This window comes from Roseovarius nubinhibens ISM, from assembly GCF_000152625.1.
Classification (GTDB): domain Bacteria; phylum Pseudomonadota; class Alphaproteobacteria; order Rhodobacterales; family Rhodobacteraceae; genus Roseovarius; species Roseovarius nubinhibens.
On sequence record NZ_CH724156.1, the window covers coordinates 1,061,730 to 1,079,661 of the forward strand.

The 17,932-nt window shown below is 62.9% G+C and carries 17 protein-coding genes; 11 read left to right on the top strand and 6 right to left on the bottom strand.

Annotation, left to right across the window (positions count from 1 at the left end; translation table 11 throughout):
• Nucleotides 1-30: 30 nt before the first annotated feature.
• Nucleotides 31-948, bottom strand: coding sequence for a hypothetical protein (locus ISM_RS05175; protein WP_156783316.1), 918 nt, complete (start codon nucleotides 946-948; stop codon nucleotides 31-33).
• 155 nt (nucleotides 949-1,103) lie between these two features.
• Nucleotides 1,104-2,009, bottom strand: a complete 906-nt coding sequence (locus ISM_RS05180; protein ID WP_009813069.1) for a LysR family transcriptional regulator — start codon at nucleotides 2,007-2,009, stop codon at nucleotides 1,104-1,106.
• 127 nt (nucleotides 2,010-2,136) lie between these two features.
• On the opposite strand from ISM_RS05180, the gene ISM_RS05185 reads away from it, so the two are divergent.
• Together ISM_RS05185 and ISM_RS05190 are read left to right on the top strand one after the other, a co-directional pair.
• Nucleotides 2,137-3,105: an LLM class oxidoreductase gene (locus ISM_RS05185; protein WP_009813070.1), complete on the top strand. Its 969-nt coding sequence runs from the start codon at nucleotides 2,137-2,139 to the stop codon at nucleotides 3,103-3,105.
• 11 nt (nucleotides 3,106-3,116) lie between these two features.
• On the top strand, nucleotides 3,117-3,911 hold the full coding sequence (locus tag ISM_RS05190; protein ID WP_040617870.1) for an SDR family NAD(P)-dependent oxidoreductase: 795 nt from the start codon (nucleotides 3,117-3,119) through the stop codon (nucleotides 3,909-3,911).
• Between the two features lie 143 nt (nucleotides 3,912-4,054).
• On the opposite strand, the gene ISM_RS05195 is transcribed toward ISM_RS05190, so the two are convergent.
• The 4 genes from ISM_RS05195 to ISM_RS05210 all read right to left on the bottom strand — a co-directional run bounded on the left by ISM_RS05195 (nucleotide 4,055) and on the right by ISM_RS05210 (nucleotide 8,867).
• Nucleotides 4,055-5,362, bottom strand: a complete 1,308-nt coding sequence (locus ISM_RS05195; protein ID WP_040617871.1) for a pyruvate dehydrogenase complex dihydrolipoamide acetyltransferase — start codon at nucleotides 5,360-5,362, stop codon at nucleotides 4,055-4,057.
• Between the two features lie 10 nt (nucleotides 5,363-5,372).
• Nucleotides 5,373-6,755: a pyruvate dehydrogenase complex E1 component subunit beta gene (locus ISM_RS05200; RefSeq protein ID WP_009813073.1), complete on the bottom strand. Its 1,383-nt coding sequence runs from the start codon at nucleotides 6,753-6,755 to the stop codon at nucleotides 5,373-5,375.
• 16 nt (nucleotides 6,756-6,771) lie between these two features.
• Nucleotides 6,772-7,767, bottom strand: a complete 996-nt coding sequence (gene pdhA / locus ISM_RS05205) for a pyruvate dehydrogenase (acetyl-transferring) E1 component subunit alpha (RefSeq protein ID WP_040617872.1) — start codon at nucleotides 7,765-7,767, stop codon at nucleotides 6,772-6,774.
• Nucleotides 7,768-7,865: 98 nt separating this feature from the next.
• Nucleotides 7,866-8,867 (bottom strand): type I glyceraldehyde-3-phosphate dehydrogenase, encoded by a 1,002-nt coding sequence (locus ISM_RS05210; RefSeq protein WP_009813075.1) that lies wholly within the window; start codon nucleotides 8,865-8,867, stop codon nucleotides 7,866-7,868.
• Between the two features lie 123 nt (nucleotides 8,868-8,990).
• Between ISM_RS05210 and ttcA the strand changes: the two genes are divergently transcribed.
• The 9 genes from ttcA (at nucleotide 8,991) to ISM_RS05255 (ending at nucleotide 17,851) form a co-directional block, all read left to right on the top strand.
• Nucleotides 8,991-9,860 carry a tRNA 2-thiocytidine(32) synthetase TtcA gene (ttcA, locus tag ISM_RS05215; protein WP_040618335.1) on the top strand — a complete coding sequence of 290 codons (870 nt, stop codon included), beginning with the start codon at nucleotides 8,991-8,993 and terminating at the stop codon, nucleotides 9,858-9,860.
• Between the two features lie 170 nt (nucleotides 9,861-10,030).
• Complete coding sequence (locus ISM_RS05220) at nucleotides 10,031-11,497, top strand: EAL domain-containing protein (RefSeq protein WP_217622865.1); 1,467 nt, start codon at nucleotides 10,031-10,033, stop codon at nucleotides 11,495-11,497.
• 158 nt (nucleotides 11,498-11,655) lie between these two features.
• Nucleotides 11,656-13,455, top strand: coding sequence for a membrane protein insertase YidC (yidC, locus tag ISM_RS05225; protein ID WP_009813079.1), 1,800 nt, complete (start codon nucleotides 11,656-11,658; stop codon nucleotides 13,453-13,455).
• On the top strand, nucleotides 13,455-14,198 hold the full coding sequence (locus tag ISM_RS05230; RefSeq protein ID WP_009813080.1) for an MOSC domain-containing protein: 744 nt from the start codon (nucleotides 13,455-13,457) through the stop codon (nucleotides 14,196-14,198). The genes yidC and ISM_RS05230 overlap by 1 nt, the downstream gene beginning before the upstream one ends.
• Nucleotide 14,199: 1 nt before the next feature.
• Nucleotides 14,200-14,850, top strand: a complete 651-nt coding sequence (gene yihA / locus ISM_RS05235; RefSeq protein ID WP_009813081.1) for a ribosome biogenesis GTP-binding protein YihA/YsxC — start codon at nucleotides 14,200-14,202, stop codon at nucleotides 14,848-14,850.
• 141 nt (nucleotides 14,851-14,991) lie between these two features.
• Entirely contained in the window at nucleotides 14,992-15,855 is an 864-nt protein-coding gene (argB, locus tag ISM_RS05240; protein WP_083780905.1) for an acetylglutamate kinase, read from the top strand.
• Nucleotides 15,856-15,898: 43 nt separating this feature from the next.
• A complete protein-coding gene (locus ISM_RS05245; protein WP_009813083.1) occupies nucleotides 15,899-16,693 on the top strand; it encodes a sterol desaturase family protein in 795 nt (264 codons plus the stop codon).
• Nucleotides 16,669-17,322 carry a ferredoxin gene (locus ISM_RS05250; protein ID WP_254655650.1) on the top strand — a complete coding sequence of 218 codons (654 nt, stop codon included), beginning with the start codon at nucleotides 16,669-16,671 and terminating at the stop codon, nucleotides 17,320-17,322. The genes ISM_RS05245 and ISM_RS05250 overlap by 25 nt, the downstream gene beginning before the upstream one ends.
• Before the next feature lie 31 nt (nucleotides 17,323-17,353).
• Nucleotides 17,354-17,851, top strand: a complete 498-nt coding sequence (locus ISM_RS05255) for a SixA phosphatase family protein (protein ID WP_040617874.1) — start codon at nucleotides 17,354-17,356, stop codon at nucleotides 17,849-17,851.
• The last annotated feature ends 81 nt before the right edge of the window (nucleotides 17,852-17,932 follow it).

Genomic DNA, 17,932 nt, shown 5'->3' on the forward strand with positions numbered 1-17,932 from the left:
TTTCATGTGTGGGCAATGTGCCCCAAGCGATCAATAGGCCGTGTCGATCAGCGTCGACAGCGCATTGTGGCGCGGGGTCATGACTGAACGTGCGACGCTGTTTTCCGGCGCGCGCTTGGCATTGCCGAGGGCGAAGGTCACGCCGAAACGCACGGTGTCTTCTTCGACAGAGCCGGCACCGGCGTCCAGATCGCTGCGCGCCAGTTCCAGCGACAGGTTGATCGGCGCGCTGGTGACGGCCGAGAGATCATAGCCGACGCCCACACCATAGGTCGTCACATCGGTGTTGATCTGATCGGCATCGACGAAATTCACGCCGCCAAAGGCCGAGAAACCGCGCCCGAAGCTGTGATCCGCGCCAATACCGATGCTGGTGATCTCGAACGATCCGCCGCCCGCGACATCGCCTTCGCTCATCATCCAGTGGCCGCCGATCCGGGTGGCGTCGGTCGGACGGAACCGCAGGGTCACGCCATAATCGGTCCAGTCGCCACCACCGTCGACCTCACTGATGCCGAGATGGAATTCGGCGCCAAAACTGTCGTTCACATAGCCGCCGTTGAGACCGTAGGAGGTCACCTCGGTGTCCGTGTTGCCGAGAACCGGACCGGTCGTGTCGAAATTCATGAAATCGCCATAGGCGCCGATGGTCGCGCCCGAGGCCATTTGATAGGCGAAATTCACCCCGAGATCGGTCGTGTCGAAATCGCCCGGCCCTTCCGGGTTCATCTTGGCCAAGGTCGCATCGAGGCCCATCACCCAGCCGTTCTGGAACTGGATCGCGCCGCTGCCATCCAGCGTCAGCGAGTCGATGTCGCCGCCGCCGTTGGAAATCGACCCAAGCCCATAGCCCAAGGTCACCGCGCCCGAAAAATCCTGTGCCTGTGCGGCGACCGGCAGAGCGGCCAGGGCACAAGCGAAAAATCTACTGCTGTTCAAAGTCTTCACAATGTTCACCGTAAGTTAGTTTGTACCGCACACAATCGTGCGAGACGGCAAGAATCACACACAGCCATAAGTTGCAATTCCCGAAATGCGCCTATTATTTCAGCAAGATGGAGGGTGGCAAAAAAGACTCACCCGGCCCGTTTGAGACGGGGCGTTCAGGTCATCCAAACCGGGTTTCGGCCAATCTTGCCGATCAGGAAATCCATGAACACCCGCACCTTTGGCGAGAGCACATGGGAGCTTGGATAGACGAGCCAGAGCTTGGCCTGATCGTCGAGCTCATAGTCAGGCAGAACACGGGTGAGCGCGCCGGAGCCAAGCTCGGCATGGACGCTCCACAGTGAATTGAGCGAAATGCCCGCGCCCTGCACCGTCAGGAGTTTCTGGCTCAGCCCGTCATCTATGATCACCTGTCCCTTGGAGAGAGCGGGATGATAGCTGCTCTGCCCGCCGTCCTTGTGCAAGAGCGGCCGCGGCCCTTGATCGCGAAACGCGATGAGCCTGTGGTCGGCGAGATCCTCTGGCGTCGCGGGCGCACCATGTGTGGCGATATAGGAGGGCGCGGCGCAGAGGATGCGGCGATCCTCGGCAAGCTTGCGGCCCTTGAGACTGCTGTCCTGCAGCGGGCTGTTGCGCAGCGCCAGATCGAAACTGCCCTCAATGGCGTCAAAGGGGCTATCGGAGAGGCGCAGATCCAGCCTCACCCCGGGGTATTGATCCAGAAATTCCGGCAAGAGCGGCACAATGTAGAGCTGGGCAAAGCTGCTCGGCGCGGCGAAGCGGAGCGTGCCTGCGGCCTGCAGCCCGCCCGACCCGAGCGCCGCGCGGGCGGCCTCTTCCTGCGCCAGAATTTCGCGTGCGAAGGGCAGGAAATCCGCCCCTTCCAGCGACAGCGACACCTTGCGCGTGGTCCGGTGCAGCAATTCCGCCCCGAGCGCCGCCTCGAGCTTGGCCAGCCGGGCGCTCGCCACCGCGGGGGCCAGACCGAGATCCCGGCCAGCAGCGCTGATATTGAGCAGGTCAGCGGCCCGCACGAAGAGCCGAAGCGCGTCTGTGTCCATCGGTGTTCGCCCCGCGATTATATTGAAATACCGAAATCAGAAACAAGTTTGCCCCGGTTTTTATAGGTTTTGCAAGGGATATACTTGGGGTCAACGCCTTCCTAAGCGCGCAATCCAAGGACCACCCATGCTCACGCAGACCGATCTTCGCCCGTTTCCAACGCTCAACCCCGGCTATAACCAGATCTTTCGCCCTGGCGAGCTGAGCCTTGGGCTCGTCCTGCCTATTGAGCGCTATGACCAAGGCCCGGTGCCCAGCATGGAGCGGGCGACCGAACGGGCGCAGCTTGCCGAGGCACTTGGGTTCAGGGCGCTCTGGCTGCGCGACGTGCCTTTCAACGTGCCGAGCTTTGGCGACGCCGGGCAGCTCTATGATCCGTTTGTCTATCTCGGCTATCTCGCGGCCCAGACCCGCGCGATCACCCTCGGCACGGCGAGCATCGTCCTGCCGCTGCGCCATCCGGCGCATGTGGCCAAGGCGGCGGCCAGCGTCGATCAGCTCTCGGGTGGGCGGCTGGTGCTCGGGGTGGCGTCGGGAGACCGGCCCGAGGAGTACCCCGCCTTCGGCATGGGCTATGAGGATCGCGGCGAGCGGTTTCGCGACAGCTTTGACTATATTCGCGCGATGGGGGGCGACTATCCCGAGGGGATCTTTGACCAAGGGGCCTTTTCCGGGCGGATTGATATGCTGCCCAAACCGGTGACTGGCCGCATCCCGATGTTGATCACCGGGGCGAGCCGGCAGAGCCCGGATTGGATTGCCAGCCATGGCGACGGTTGGATGACCTATCCGCGCAACGCCACGGCGCAAGGTCAGATCATCGACGCCTATCGCGGCAACCTCGCCGCTTTGGGCGACACCGACCGGCCCGTGATGCAGTCGCTCTATGTCGATCTGGTCCCGGACGCGGATGCCGCGCCGCAGCCCATTCACCTCGGGTTTCGCTCCGGGGTCGACTATCTGCGCAAGTACCTCCGAGACTTGCGACAGCTTGGCGTGAACCACGTGGCCCTCAACCTGCGGCTCAATCAGGCCGAGACCGAGGGCACGCTCGAACGGATCGCAGAAACGTTGCTTCCTGAATTTCACCAGTGAAAGGGTATCTCATGACCAAGACCATTCTCATCACCGGCGCCACCGACGGGATCGGCCTCGAAACCGCGCGACATCTGGCGGCGAAGGGTCATAGCCTCATCCTGCACGGGCGGAGCGCGGCCAAGCTCGACGCCGCACGGGACAAGATCGGCGGCACCACCTCCGGCTATCTCGCCGATCTGTCCGATCCGGCAGAGACGCTCCGGCTGGCCCGTGACATCGCCCGGGATCACGACGCGATTGATGTGATCATCAACAATGCGGGTGTCTACAAAATCCCCGATCCGGTGACCAAAACCGGTCATGATCTTCGGTTTTTGGTAAACACCATTGCGCCCGAAATCCTGACCCGCGCATTGCTCTCGACGCTTGGCGAGAATGGGCGCGTGGTGAACCTGTCGTCGGCCGCACAATCGCCCGTCGATCTGGAGGCATTGGCCGGTCGCAAGCGGCTCGCCGATTTCGAGGCCTATGCCCAGAGCAAGCTCGCCCTGACCATATGGTCGCGCGAAATGGCCGCGAAACATCGCAACGGGCCGATATTCGTGGCGGTGAACCCCGGCTCTCTTCTGGCCTCGAAAATGGTCAAGGACGGGTTTGGTGTGGCCGGCAAGGACCTTGGCATCGGGGTGGAAATTCTCGCACGCGCCGCCCTGTCGGATAGGTTCGCCCTGGCCTCGGGGAAATATTTCGACAATGACATTGGCGAGTTCACCCCGCCGCATCCCGCAGCCTTGGATGATCAAAATTCGGCCAAAGTCTATGATCAGATCGTCCAGCTCGCCAAGGAGCTTGGTGCGGCATAGACGGCGAAACTCAACGTCGCAGATGTTGAGACGAAACCCGACAAACTCGCACTTGTGTGGTCCTGCCTCTCGGGCTGCCCACAAAGAAAACGCGCCGCAGGCCAAGGCCCACGGCGCGTTTAGGTCTTAAAATCAAACCCATTCTAGGCGAGCATCACCATCGGATTCTCGAGGTTCTGCACGATGGCGTCGAGAAGCTGCGCCCCCAGCGCCCCGTCGATCACCCGGTGATCCACGGACAGGGTGACCGACATCACGGTCGCCACGCTGAGCTCGCCATCCGCGCCAACCACCGGTTTCTTGACCCCGGCGCCGACGGCGAGAATCGCCCCATGCGGCGGGTTGATCACGGCGTCGAAATTGTCGATCCCGAACATTCCGAGGTTGGAAATGGCAAAGCTGCCGCCCTGGTATTCATGCGGCGCGAGTTTGCGGTCGCGGGCCCGGCTGGCGAGGTCCTTCATCTCTGACGACAGGGCCGACAGCGATTTCATCTCGGCATCTTTCAGAACCGGGGTAAAGAGCCCGCCCTCAATTGCCACGGCCACGGCCACATCCGACGGCTTGAGCTGAAGCACCCGGTCCCCGGCCCAGACCGCATTGGCGGCGGGAACGGTTTGCAGGGCCAAGGCGCAGGCCTTGATGATGAAGTCATTGACCGACAGCTTGACCGAACGCGCCTCAAGCTGCTTGTTCAGCTGACCGCGGAACTTGAGCAGCGCGTCGAGGCGGATATCGCGCCGCAGGTAGAAATGCGGGATCGATTGCTTGGCCTCGGTGAGACGCGCGGCAATCGTCTTGCGCATTCCGTTGAGCGGGATTTCCTCGTACTCGCGCCCCTCGTACATGGCGATGACCTGCGAGCTGCTCGGGCCCGTAGCGGCAGGGGCGGCAGCGGCCGGGGCAGCTGCAGGCTGATCCTTGGCCGCGGGTTTGGCGGCAGAAGGCTGCGCGTTCTCCACATCGGCTTTGACGATGCGGCCACGCGGACCAGAGCCGCTGATCTGCGACAGATCGAGCCCCTTGTCCGCCGCGATGCGCCGGGCCAGCGGCGAGGCAAAGATGCGCTCGCCATCAGCCTTGGGCGCGGCTGGCGCCGCCGACGCAGCCGGGGCCGCCTCGGGTTTGGGCGCGGCGTCGGATTTCGGCGCCTCGGCTTTGGGCTCAGCGGCGGGCGCGCTGGCCTCACCGATGTCGTCGGCGCTTTCGCCCTCTTCAAGCAGCACAGCGATAGGCGTGTTGACCTTGACCCCTTCGCTGCCCTCGGCGACGAGGATCTTGCCGATAACGCCCTCGTCCACGGCCTCGAACTCCATCGTGGCCTTGTCGGTTTCAATCTCGGCAAGCAGATCGCCGGAAGAGACGGTGTCGCCTTCTTTGACCAGCCATTTGGCAAGCGTGCCCTCTTCCATCGTGGGCGAGAGGGCGGGCATGAGAATTTCTGTAGGCATCGCTCTCTCCTTACTTGTAAGTCACTTTGCGCACCGCTTCGATCACCTCGGCGGTCGAAGTCAGTGCCAGTTTCTCGAGATTGGCGGCATAGGGCATCGGAACATCCTTGCCCGTGCAGTTGATGACCGGCGCATCGAGATAGTCGAAGGCGCGCTCCATCAGCGTGGCCGAGATATGGTTCCCGATAGAAGCCACCGGCCAGCCCTCTTCCACGGTCACACAGCGGTTGGTTTTCATCACGCTGGCGATGACCGTGTCGTAATCGATAGGGCGCAGGGTACGCAGGTCGATCACCTCGGCGCTGATCCCGTCCTCGGCCAGTTTCTCGGCCGCGTCGAGCGCATAGGTCATGCCGATGCCAAAGCTCACGATGGTCACATCCTCGCCTTCACGCCAGACACGGGCCTTGCCGAAGGGAATGGTGAAATCGTCAAGCGCGGGCACCTCGAAGGATTTGCCATAGAGAATTTCATTCTCGAGGAAGACCACCGGGTTGGGATCGCGGATCGCTGATTTGAGGAGTCCTTTGGCATCTGCCGCCGAATAGGGCTGTACGACCTTAAGGCCGGGCACTTGGGCGTACCATGCCGCGTAATCCTGGCTGTGCTGGGCCCCGACCCGAGCGGCGGCACCGTTGGGCCCCCGGAACACGATGGAACAGCCGAGCTGGCCGCCGGACATGTAATTGGTCTTGCCGGCCGAGTTGATGATCTGGTCAATCGCCTGCATGGCAAAGTTCCAGGTCATGAATTCGACGATGGGCTTGAGCCCGCCCCAGGCGGCCCCGACCCCGATCCCGGCAAAGCCATGTTCGGTGATCGGCGTGTCGATGACCCGTTTCGATCCAAACTCGTCGAGCAGGTTCTGGGTGATCTTATAGGCACCCTGATATTCGGCCACCTCTTCGCCCATGACAAAGACGGTTTCGTCCGAACGCATCTCTTCGGCCATGGCCGAATTGAGCGCCTCGCGCACGGTCATCGTCTTCATCGGCGTCCCCTCGGGCCAGTCCGGCTCGGTATTTGGGGCGAGGTTTTCACTCTCCGTGGCGGGTGCCTTGGCTTTGGCCGGCGCAGGCTTGGCCGCGTCCTCGGATTTGGGGGCCTCAGCCGGTGCGGCGCTGGCCTCGCCAATATCATCGGCGCTTTCGCCCTCTTCGAGCAGCACTGCGATGGGCGTGTTGACCTTGACCCCTTCGCTGCCGTCGCCGACGAGGATCTTGCCGATCACCCCTTCGTCCACGGCCTCGAACTCCATCGTGGCCTTGTCGGTCTCAATCTCGGCGAGGATATCGCCGCTCGATACGGTGTCGCCCTCTTTGACGAGCCATTTGGCGAGCGTGCCCTCTTCCATGGTCGGGCTCAGCGCGGGCATCAGAATTTCAGTTGGCATAATCAGTTACTCCCGCTCACGCTTCGACGTAGATGTCAGTCCACAGCTCCGAGACTTCGGGCTCTGGGCTGGTCTTGGCAAATTCGGCGCTCTCGTTGACGATGGATTTGATCTCCTTGTCGATCGCCTTGAGATCGTCCTCGGTGGCGTGCTTGCCCTGCAAGAGCAGCTCGCGCACATGTTCGATCGCATCCATTTCGTCGCGGACCTTCTGCACCTCGTCGCGGGTCCGGTATTTCGCCGGGTCCGACATCGAATGGCCGCGATAGCGGTAGGTCTTGACCTCGAGGATATAGGGCCCTTTGCCCGAGCGGCAGTGCGCCACGGCCTTTTCGCCCGCTTCTTTCACCGCGAGCACATCCATCCCGTCGACCGCCTCGCCGGGGATGCCGAAGGCTGCGCCACGGGTGTAGATGTCGGGGCTCGAGGTCGAGCGCTTCTGCGAGGTGCCCATGGCATATTGGTTGTTCTCGATCACGAAGATCACCGGCAGCGACCAGAGCGCCGCCATGTTGAACGTCTCGTAGACCTGACCCTGGTTCGCGGCGCCATCGCCGAAATAGGTAAAGGTGACGTTGTCATTGCCCTTGTACTTGTCCGCAAAGGCAAGCCCCGCGCCAAGCGGGACGTTCGCGCCCACGATGCCGTGACCGCCATAGAAATGCTTGTCGCGGCTGAACATGTGCATCGAGCCGCCCTTGCCTTTGGAATAGCCGCCTTCGCGCCCGGTCAATTCGGCCATGACGCCGTTCGGGTCCATGCCACAGGCCAGCATATGGCCGTGATCGCGATAGGTGGTGATCCGTTTGTCACCCTCTTTGGTGGCGGATTCGAGACCGACAACAACCGCCTCTTGACCGATGTAGAGATGGCAGAACCCGCCAATCAGCCCCATCCCGTAAAGTTGACCTGCCTTTTCCTCGAATCGGCGGATCAGCAGCATGTCTCGGTAAAATCCTTTCAGCTCGTCAGCTGAAACATTTGGCTTCTTTGGCTTTTTCGGGGTGGCCATGAACGGGCATCTCCTCGGCTACACAAATGGTTTAGCATTAAACTATCCATACACGATCAGGCCCCGCGTTGCGAGTATGTAATTGCGCAACGCTGCAATCAAGCGCGTCTGCGCGCAATCAGCCGTGCCATATCGAGCATCCGGCAAGAGAAACCCCATTCGTTGTCGTACCAGCCAAAGACCCGCAGCAAACCGCCTGTGGAGACCGACGTTTCATGCCCGCAGAGGATCACCGATTCAGACCGCCCCCGCAGATCGCTCGAGACCAGCGGCTTGCGCGTATAGCCAAACACCGGCCCGGATTTCGCCGCGGCCTCGAGCACGGCGTTGACCTCGGACACCGTCACCGGTGCCTCGGTGTGCAGCGTCAGATCGATGGCGGACACGCTGGCCGTGGGCACGCGGATGGCGCGCGCTTCGATCCGGCCCTTGAGCTTGGGCAGCACAAGCCCCGTCTGATGCTGGGCAGAGGTGGTGGTGGGCACCATCGACAGGGCCGCGGCCCGGCTACGTTCCGGCGCGCCGCGCGGCTTGTCCACCGTGGGCTGGCTACCGGTGTAGCAATGGACCGTGGTCATCTGCCCGCTGATGATGCCAAAAGCATCGTCCAAGAGCCGCGCCAGCGGCGCCAAGGCATTGGTGGTGCACGACGCGTTGGAAATGATCCGCTCGGCCCCCAGCGCCGCATCATTTGCCCCCAGGACCAGCGTGATATCCGCCTCGGCCGAGGGCCCGGAGACCAGAACCGCCCCGGCCCCGGCGGCAAGGCCCCGTTCGGCCACCGGCCGCGCGCCGGCCATGCCGGTACATTCCAGCACGAGATCGACGCCAGAAAGATCGAGCGCGCTCAGATCGGGAGCCGCCAGAAAGGGGATGCTGCGCCCGTCGACGATCAGCGTTTCCGGACCGGTTTCGACCGTACCGGACCACGGGCCAAAGACGCTGTCATATTCAAAGAGATAGGCGCAGGTTTCCAAGGGCTCGATCTCGTTGATCAGGACCAGTTCGAAATCCTGCCCCTCGCGCAACAGGATGCGGAGGATGGCGCGGCCAATACGTCCAAACCCGTTGAGCGCGATGCGGATGGGCGGCTGTGCCATGACGATTCTCCCGGTCTTCTGACGTTTGATGTCAAATCGCTAGCGCATCGTTACCGGCAACACCACCGGCAACACCGGATGAGGCATCTTGCCCGAAGCAGTGCCATGCTCTATGTCCGCCACATGCTCGACGATGCCGACGATATTCATCCGCTCTTTCACGGAGCCCCCCGCAGCACCGAGTTTCGGAAGCTGCGCAAACGCATCGTGCGACAGACGCGCGAGGCGATTGAACAGTTCGGCATGATCGAACGGGGCGCGCGCTGGCTTGTCTGCCTGTCGGGCGGCAAGGACAGCTATACTCTGCTCGCCGTGCTGCACGAGTTGAAATGGCGCGGGCTCTTGCCGGTCGAAATCCTCGCCTGCAATCTCGATCAGGGGCAGCCCGGTTTTCCGGCGACGGTCCTGCCCAAGTTCCTCGAAGACATGGGCGTGCCGCACCGGATCGAGTATCAGGACACCTATTCCGTCGTCATGGACAAGGTCCCCGAGGGGCGGACCTTCTGCGCGCTCTGTTCGCGGCTGCGGCGCGGTCATCTCTATCGCATCGCCCGCGAAGAAGGCTGCAGCGCCGTGGTGCTGGGCCATCACCGCGATGACATGCTCGAAACCTTTTTCATGAACCTCTTTCATGGCGGGCGTCTGGCGACGATGCCCCCCAAACTGGTCAATGAAGAGGGCGATCTCTTTGTCTATCGCCCGCTGGCCTTTGTCGCCGAAGAGGATTGCGAGAAATTCTCGCGGGCCATGCAATACCCGATCATTCCCTGCGACCTCTGCGGAAGTCAGGACGGGCTGCAGCGCCAGCAGGTCAAAAAGATCCTCGACGGTTGGGAGGCCAACCGCCCCGGCCGCCGTCAGGTGATGTTCCGCGCGCTGATGAATGCGCGCCCCTCGCATCTGCTCGATCCCAAGCTCTTTGATTTCGCCGGGCTGATGCGTGATCCGGACAAGATCGACGAAAATTCTAACGATATTCCCACGCTCCGTTAAGCGCGCCTTGAGCCGCAAATGCTATCCCCGTGCAGCGATGCCGCGGCCCCGTGTTTCCCGCACGGCTGCGGGGTCGGCTGACCACCGGGGACCATGTGATGCCTTTGCGCCTGAGGGATTTGATCGACGATTGCTATGAGCGCCTCTATCCCGTTCTGACCGGGCCACCCATGCTTGCCTTTCTGCCCGCCTTGGTGCTGGCGGGCTATTGGCTCGGGGGTGAACTGGTTCTCGTGGGGTTGGCGCTCGGCTCGCCCGTGATCCTCGTGCTCATCGGCCTGTTGCGCCCGGGTGACGAGGATGGGCTGCGCATTGAGCGGCGTCTTCGCAATAGTGACAGCTTTGCCGACATGCTCGGGACCATGGTGCAAGCTGCGGCGCAATCCTCACGGCACACCGGCTGCTTGCTCATCGCCCCCGATGAGCCCGAGGCGCTGCGCGCCCGGCTGGGCGAGGCAGAATTCACCACTGTGATGCAACAGATACATGATCGCGTCGCCTCGGTCGTCCGAGGCCGCGATCAGGTCCGGCGGCTGGCCGAGGACCGCATTGGTGTCGCAATGGCACCGGTTCATCGCCTCTCGCATGGCAATGCGCTGCATTTGGCAAACCGACTGCACGCCGCGCTCGAGCCGCATTTCCCGCTCGGCAGTGGCGGTCAGCGCATCTATGTGTCGATCGGCCTCGCCTTGGCCTCGGATGTCGAGGATGCGGGCGGCGGCGCGTTGTTGGATGCAGCAGAGCAAGCGCTGGCACTCGCCCGCAAGCACCCGCCCGGCGCTCTGCGCATCTATGCCCAGCGGGCCCCGTCCGGCGGACGTGTGGACCTGCCGCAACTGTCCGACATTCTCGCAGGTCTCGACCGAAGCGAATTCACGCCGTGGTATCAGCCGCAGATTTCCACCGACACGGGGCGGGTTTCGGGCATCGAGGCGCTGGCCCGATGGCACCGGGGCAAAGACACGATCATGACACCAGCCGGCTTTGTCGGCGCGCTGGAAAAGGCGGGGCAAATTCCCCGGCTCGACGAACAGGTACAGATCCGCGCCCTCGCGCAATGGGCCAATTGGCAGGCTTCCGGCCTCGACATCCCGCAGCTCACGCTCAACCTCTCGCCGCAAACCTTGGGGCAGGTTGATCTCGCGCAACAGCTGGAATGGACCTTTGATCAGTTTGGCGTGGAGCCCGGGCAAATCTGCCTTGATCTGCCCTATGCCATAGCAGCCCAAACCCGCGCCACGGAACTGATCACAACAATCGCCCGACTGCACCAGATGGGATGCCAGCTCGATCTCGATGACTTTTCCGCCAGCGCATTCGACACAGAGCACCCGTTTCACGAGCACATCACGCGCCTCAAACTCTCGGCAAATCTGACCCGCAACATCGCCCGGGATACAGCGGCCCAAAGGCGTCTCACCGACCTGATCGAAACCTGCGAACCGCGCGGCATAGAGATCCTCGCCAAGGGCGTCGAGACGCCGGAAGACCACGCCATTCTGGCGCAATTGGGCTGTCGTCACATTCAAGGCTTTGTCGTGAGCGCCCCCATGGCGGGCCCCGACTGCGCCCGCTGGCTTGCCGCGCATGGCACCACCCGCGCCGATCTGCCCGACGTGGGCCGATTGGGCGAGTGACCATCCCCACCGGAGCCCTAGCCCCGGTAGCCGCCTCGGCACAGGGCACGGCCAATTCGCGCCCTATCGCCGCAATACAAGGGGAATCCCCTTGACCTTTGGGCCTCTACTCTGTTGAACCGCCGGGAACGCTTCAAACAGATGGACGATCCGGCGCAATGGACGATCAAAACAAGAACCTCATTCTCGCGAGTATTCTGAGCCTTCTGGTGATCATCATCTGGACGGTGCTGTTCCCCGCCGCCGAGACGGATCTTCCCGCAGACACGGTAACGACCACGGCTTCTGCACCGGCAGGCGACACCGCATTGACCCCCGGCAGCGCTGGCGGCGAGGTCAGCACCGAGACAACTGCGCCGGCAGAGCCCCTCCCCGAGAGCGCCGCGCGCGTCGCGGTCGAAACACCGTCAGTCACCGGCTCGATCTCGCTGCGCGGCGGGCGGCTCGATGAGCTGGCGCTCAATAATTACCGCGAAAGCCTCGATCCCGGCGCCGAGATCGTCACCCTGCTCAACCCGACAGGCAGCGCCAGCCCTTATTACGCACTCTTCGGCTGGGCCCCGGGCACTGGTCTCAACAGCGATTCCGTCCCCGGCGCCAACACGCTCTGGTCGGTGGAATCGGGCGAGACGCTGACCCCCGAAAGCCCGGTCACCCTGCTTTGGGAGAACGGCCAAGGCCTCACCTTCCGCCGAGAAATCAGCGTCGACGCGAAATACATGTTCACCATCCGCCAGACGGTCGAGAACACCGGCGACGCCGCTCCGGTTCTGGCCCCCTACGGGATCATTGCGCGCCATGGCGAACCGGCGGACCTCAAGAATTTCTTCATCCTGCACGAAGGCGCGGTGCAGATGGCAGATGGCGAGCTCAACGAGATCGACTACGACGATTTCGAAGGCGCTGGAAACCACACACCGCTGAAAGTCGCCACAAATGGCTGGACCGGCTTTACCGATCACTACTGGATGACCACCCTGATCCCGCGCGGCGAAACCGGGTTCGACCTGTCGACCTTCCAGGACCCGCGCCGCAACATCTATCAGACCACCGTCAAACAGCCCGCGATCACCCTCGAACCGGGTCAGACCGCCGAGGCCACGACCCAGCTTTTTGCCGGTGCCAAGGAATGGGAAACCATCCGCAACTATCAAAACAAGGGCGGCGTCGACAAGTTTCTCGACTCGATCGACTGGGGCTGGTTCTTCTTCCTGACCAAACCGATCTTTGCCCTGCTGCATTGGCTCAATCAGCAAATCGGCAACATGGGCTGGTCGATCATCGCCCTGACGCTGATCATCAAACTGGTGCTGCTGCCGCTGGCCTATAAATCCTACGTCTCGATGGCCAAGATGAAGGAACTGCAGCCGCAGATGGAAAAGATCAAAGAGCGTGCAGGCGACGACCGTCAGGCGCTTCAGAAAGAAATGATGGCGCTCTACAAGAAGGAAAAGGTCAACCCGGCCTCCGGCTGTCTGCCGATCCTTCTGCAGATCCCGATCTTCTTCTCGCTCTACAAGGTGATCTTCGTCACGCTCGAACTGCGCCACGCGCCTTGGATCGGCTGGATCCGCGACCTTTCGGCCCCCGATCCCTCGTCGCTCTATAACCTCTGGGGTCTACTGCCCTGGAACGCGCCCGAACCCGGCTCGCTGCTGGCACTGATCTTCATCGGCATCCTGCCGCTCTTGCTCGGTATCTCGATGTGGCTGCAGCAAAAACTGAACCCGGCGCCCACCGACCCGACGCAAAAGATGGTCTTCGCCTGGATGCCGTGGATCTTCATGTTCATGCTCGGCAGCTTTGCCAGCGGGCTCGTGGTCTACTGGATCGCCAACAACACGATCACCTTTACCCAGCAATACGCCATCATGCGCAGCCAAGGGTACAAACCGGACGTGTTCGGCAACATCAAGTCGGGCTTCAAGCGCACGCGCAAAACCGACGATAAAAAGTGATGAAACTGGCCGCTCTCTGGCGACACCCGATCAAGTCGCATGGCCGCGAGGCCCTGACCGAGGTCACGCTGAGCCCGGGGCAAACCATGCCCTGGGACCGGCGCTGGGCGGTGGCGCATGAGGCGGCCAAAATTGACGGCGACGGCTGGGCCCATTGCGCCAATTTCTCGCGCGCCGCCAAAGAGCCCAGCCTCATGGCGATCACCGCAACAAGTGACGAGGCCGAAAACCGCGTGACCCTGCGCCACCCGGACCTCGCCCCGCTGCGCTTTGATCCCGACAATGAAGCGCAGGCCTTTCTCGATTGGATCCGCCCCTTGATGTCCGAGGGCCGCGCCCAGCCTGCGCGGCTCGTGCGCGCCCCGGGACGCGGCATGACCGATAGCGATTTCCCCTCGATCAGCCTGCTCAACCGCGCCTCGCATGACGCAGTCGCGAGCCATTTGGGCCGCGAGGATCTGTCGATGGAACGCTGGCGCGGCAATCTTCATATCGAGGGCGCCGAAGCTTGGGAGGAATTCTCCTGGCTCGGGCGCAGCCTGCGCATCGGCGAGGCCATCCTTGATATCCGCGAACGCATCACCCGCTGCATGGCCACAACGGCCAATCCGGCCACCGGCGAACGCGACGCAGACACGCTCGGCGCGCTGCGCGACGGCTTTGGGCATCAGGAATTTGGCGTCTACGCCGTGGTGCGCCAAGGCGGCACGCTGCGCCGAGGCGATACGGTCGAGGTACTCTGACATGGCGCTCCCCTTCCCTCTCGTCGAAGACCCGGACCCCCAGACCCTTGAACGCGGGCGCAAGCTCTTCCTTGGCGAGGTCGACTTTCTCAAAGGTGTCGTCGCCATGTCCGGCCTGCCGCCCGCCGACCGGATCGAGGTCTGTTTCGCCGGCCGCTCAAATGTCGGCAAATCGAGCCTGATCAACGCGCTAACCGGCCGCAAGGCGCTGGCCCGCGCCTCCAACACGCCGGGCCGGACCCAAGAGGTGAACTTCTTCACCATGGCCGACAGTCATTATCTCGTCGACCTGCCCGGCTATGGCTATGCCAATGCGCCGCTGCCCATCGTGGCCAAATGGCAAGCGCTGCTCAAATCCTATCTCTCGGGCCGTGCCAACCTGCGCCGCGCCTTCGTGCTCATCGATGCGCGCCACGGCGTCAAAGCCGTCGATGAAGAAATCATGGCCCTGCTCGACAGCTCTGCCGTGACCTTCCAGACCGTGCTGACCAAGGCTGACAAGGTCAAAGAGGCCGAACGCGAGAAGATTCTGACACAGGTGCGCAGCCGCCTTGCCACCCATCCCGCCGCCTTCCCCGAGCTGATCGTCACCTCGAGCGAAAAGGGCTGGGGCATCCCCACCCTGCGCGCCACGATCGCGAGCCTCGTCTGACGCCCCGGCTCTTTCTGGTATCAAATACCCCTGCGCCGACGCCCGCCCGACACAGTGCGGCCCCTGAGGCGCGCCCAGTTTGGCTTCCCCTTGCAAGCGCGCGGGCTTGCGGCGATAAACGGCCAAACAAGGATCACCGAGATGAAGACACGCCCTATGAACCGTGACTGGATTGCCACCGCCCGCACGCTGAGCGAGGCCCTGCCCTACCTGCAGCGCTATGACGACGCCATCGTCGTGATCAAGCTCGGCGGTCATGCCATGGGCAGTGACGAGGCGATGGAAACCTTCGCCCGCGACGTGGTGCTGATGCGTCAGGTCGGCGTGAACCCGGTTGTGGTCCATGGCGGCGGCCCGATGATCAACGAGATGCTCGGCCGTCTCGACATTCAGTCCGAATTCGTCAACGGCAAGCGCGTCACGGACGAGGCCACGATGGAAGTGGTCGAGATGGTCCTCTCGGGCCGCGTGAACAAGCGGATCGTCGCGGCGATCAACGCGCAGGGCGGCCGCGCGGTGGGGCTCTCGGGCAAGGATGCGAACCTCGTCACCTGCACCCCGGCCAATCCCGAACTGGGTCTCGTTGGCGATCCGACCAAGGTCGATCCCTCGATTCTGCACACGCTTTTCCGCGACGATATGATCCCGGTGATCGCCCCCTTGGGCGCGGGCGAGAACGGCGAAACCTATAATATCAACGGCGATACGGCTGCGGGGGCGATTGCGGCGGCGTTGCGGGCGGATCGGTTGTTGTTGTTGACGGATATCGATGGGGTGCGGGATGCGGAGGGTCGGGTGATCACCGAGCTGACGGCGCAGGACATTCACGATCTCGTCGCGGATGGCACGATTGCGGGCGGCATGATCCCCAAGACCGAGACCGCGCTGGCGGCGATCGAGGGCGGCGTGCGCGCGGTTGTGATCCTTGACGGGCGGGCGCCCAATGCGCCGCTGCTCGAGCTCTTCACCGATCACGGGGCCGGTTCAATTATCCGTGCAAAGTGACGGCTTTGCTTGCGTGACACGCCGGGCCGCCTAAGGTCTGCCCATGCAAAACGAAGCCCTCATCCGCCTCAGCGTCTTCCTCGGCCTCTTCGCGCTTTTCGCGCTGATCGAAGCCTATGCGCCCCGCCGCGCCCGCGTGCAACCGCGCGGCAAGCGCTGGCTAACCAATTGGTCTATCGTCATAATATCCACCCTCGCCCTGCGGGCCTTGGCCTTTGGTCTGCCCCTCTTGGCGGTGGGGGCAGCCATCGATGCCGAGGCGCAGGGATGGGGTCTCTTCAACGCCGTGGCCCTGCCCTATTGGGTCGAGGTGGTCGTCGCGATCCTGCTGTTGGATCTGGCGATCTGGACGCAGCATCTGGTGACCCACAAGGTGCCGCTCTTGTGGCGGCTGCACCGGGTGCACCATGCGGATAGGGATGTGGATGTGACCACGGCGATCCGGTTTCACCCGGTGGAAATCGCCCTGTCGATGCTGCTCAAGATCGGCTTGGTCTATCTTCTTGGCCTGCCCGCATTGGCGGTGATCCTCTTTGAAATCATCCTCAACGGGACGGCGATGTTCAACCATTCCAACCTGAAATTGCCTGTCGGTATCGAGGCGGTATTGCGTCGGTTTCTCGTCACCCCTGATATGCACCGGGTTCACCACTCGATTCACCGCGACGAACATGACAGCAATTACGGCTTTGCACTCTCGATCTGGGACCGTATCTTTGGCACTTACATCCCGCAGCCGCGGGGCGGGCATGACGGGATGACGACCGGGCTGCAGTGGCAGGACGAGCGGCCCGCGAAATTGGGGTGGAGCCTATGGTTGCCGTTCAGGCGCAAGTGACTTTCGACAGCATCGCGGAGCGCGCCGCCAAAGAGCGTCTCGCCGTGATGTGCGCGCTGCATGAAAAAGGCGACACGATCCTGCTCTTGGGGCCGGAAGCGGATTTCTGGACCCTCTTCAAGACCTCGCCCGAGTATCAGGACAAGACCCCCGATCCGATGGATCGCTGGTCGTCGCGGGTGATCACCGCCATTGCCGAGGAGATCGGGGCCGAGCCGCTCTTTCCCTTTGGCGGGCCGCCCTATCAGCCGTTCCTACGCTGGGCGCTGCGGTCGGGCTGGGCCTGGTCGAGCCCGGTGCGGATGCTGGTCCATGACCGGGCGGGGATGATGATTTCGTTTCGCGGCGGATTGCGGGTCGCGGGCGAGATGGATCTGCCCACGCCGCCCAAGGCCGCGCCATGCGAAAGCTGCGAGGACAAGCCCTGCACCACCGGATGCCCGGTGGGGGCGCTGAGCGACCAGCATTTCTACAAGGTCGACGACTGCTATGATTACCTCGACACGCTGCCCGGCGCGATCTGCCGCAAGGGCGGCTGTCGGGCGCGGCTCGCCTGTCCGGTGAGCGCGAAATTTGACCGCGACCCGGCGCAATCGGCGCTGCATATGTCCTATTTTCACCGAAAGTGATGGTCACAGGTTTTTGTGAAGGAATGAGTAAATGCCAAAGCGATTGATCCTGATGCGCCATGCCAAGAGCAGCTGGAACCATCCCGGGCTTGAGGATCACGACCGCCCGCTGAACGAGCGGGGCCGGCAGTCGGCGCAGGCGCTGGGCGTCTGGCTGCGGGCGCAGGGCTATGTGCCCGATGCGATCCTGAGCTCGACCGCCACCCGCACCCGCGAGAGCGCCGCGATGCTCTGCTTTGACGATGTGCCGGCCACATTCACCCATGATCTCTATCTCGCCGATGCGGGCGACATGATCGCCACGCTGCGCAAGGCCGAGGGCGACTGTGTGCTGCTGCTGGGCCATAATCCGGGCATCGCCTGGCTTGCCGAGCTGTTGGTGGCGCGTCCGCCCGCCCATGGGCGTTTTGCCGATTACCCGACGGGGGCGACACTGGTCGCGGATTTCGGGATCGACGCCTGGGCCGAGCTTGAGCCCGAGACGGGCAAGGTGGTGAATTTCACCGTGCCGCGCGATCTGTTGGGCTAAGCGACCTGCCACCCATCACAGCCGCAAAAGAAAACGCGCCGCAGAGGGCGGCGCGTTTCCGTATTGGTAAAGAGCACTGGC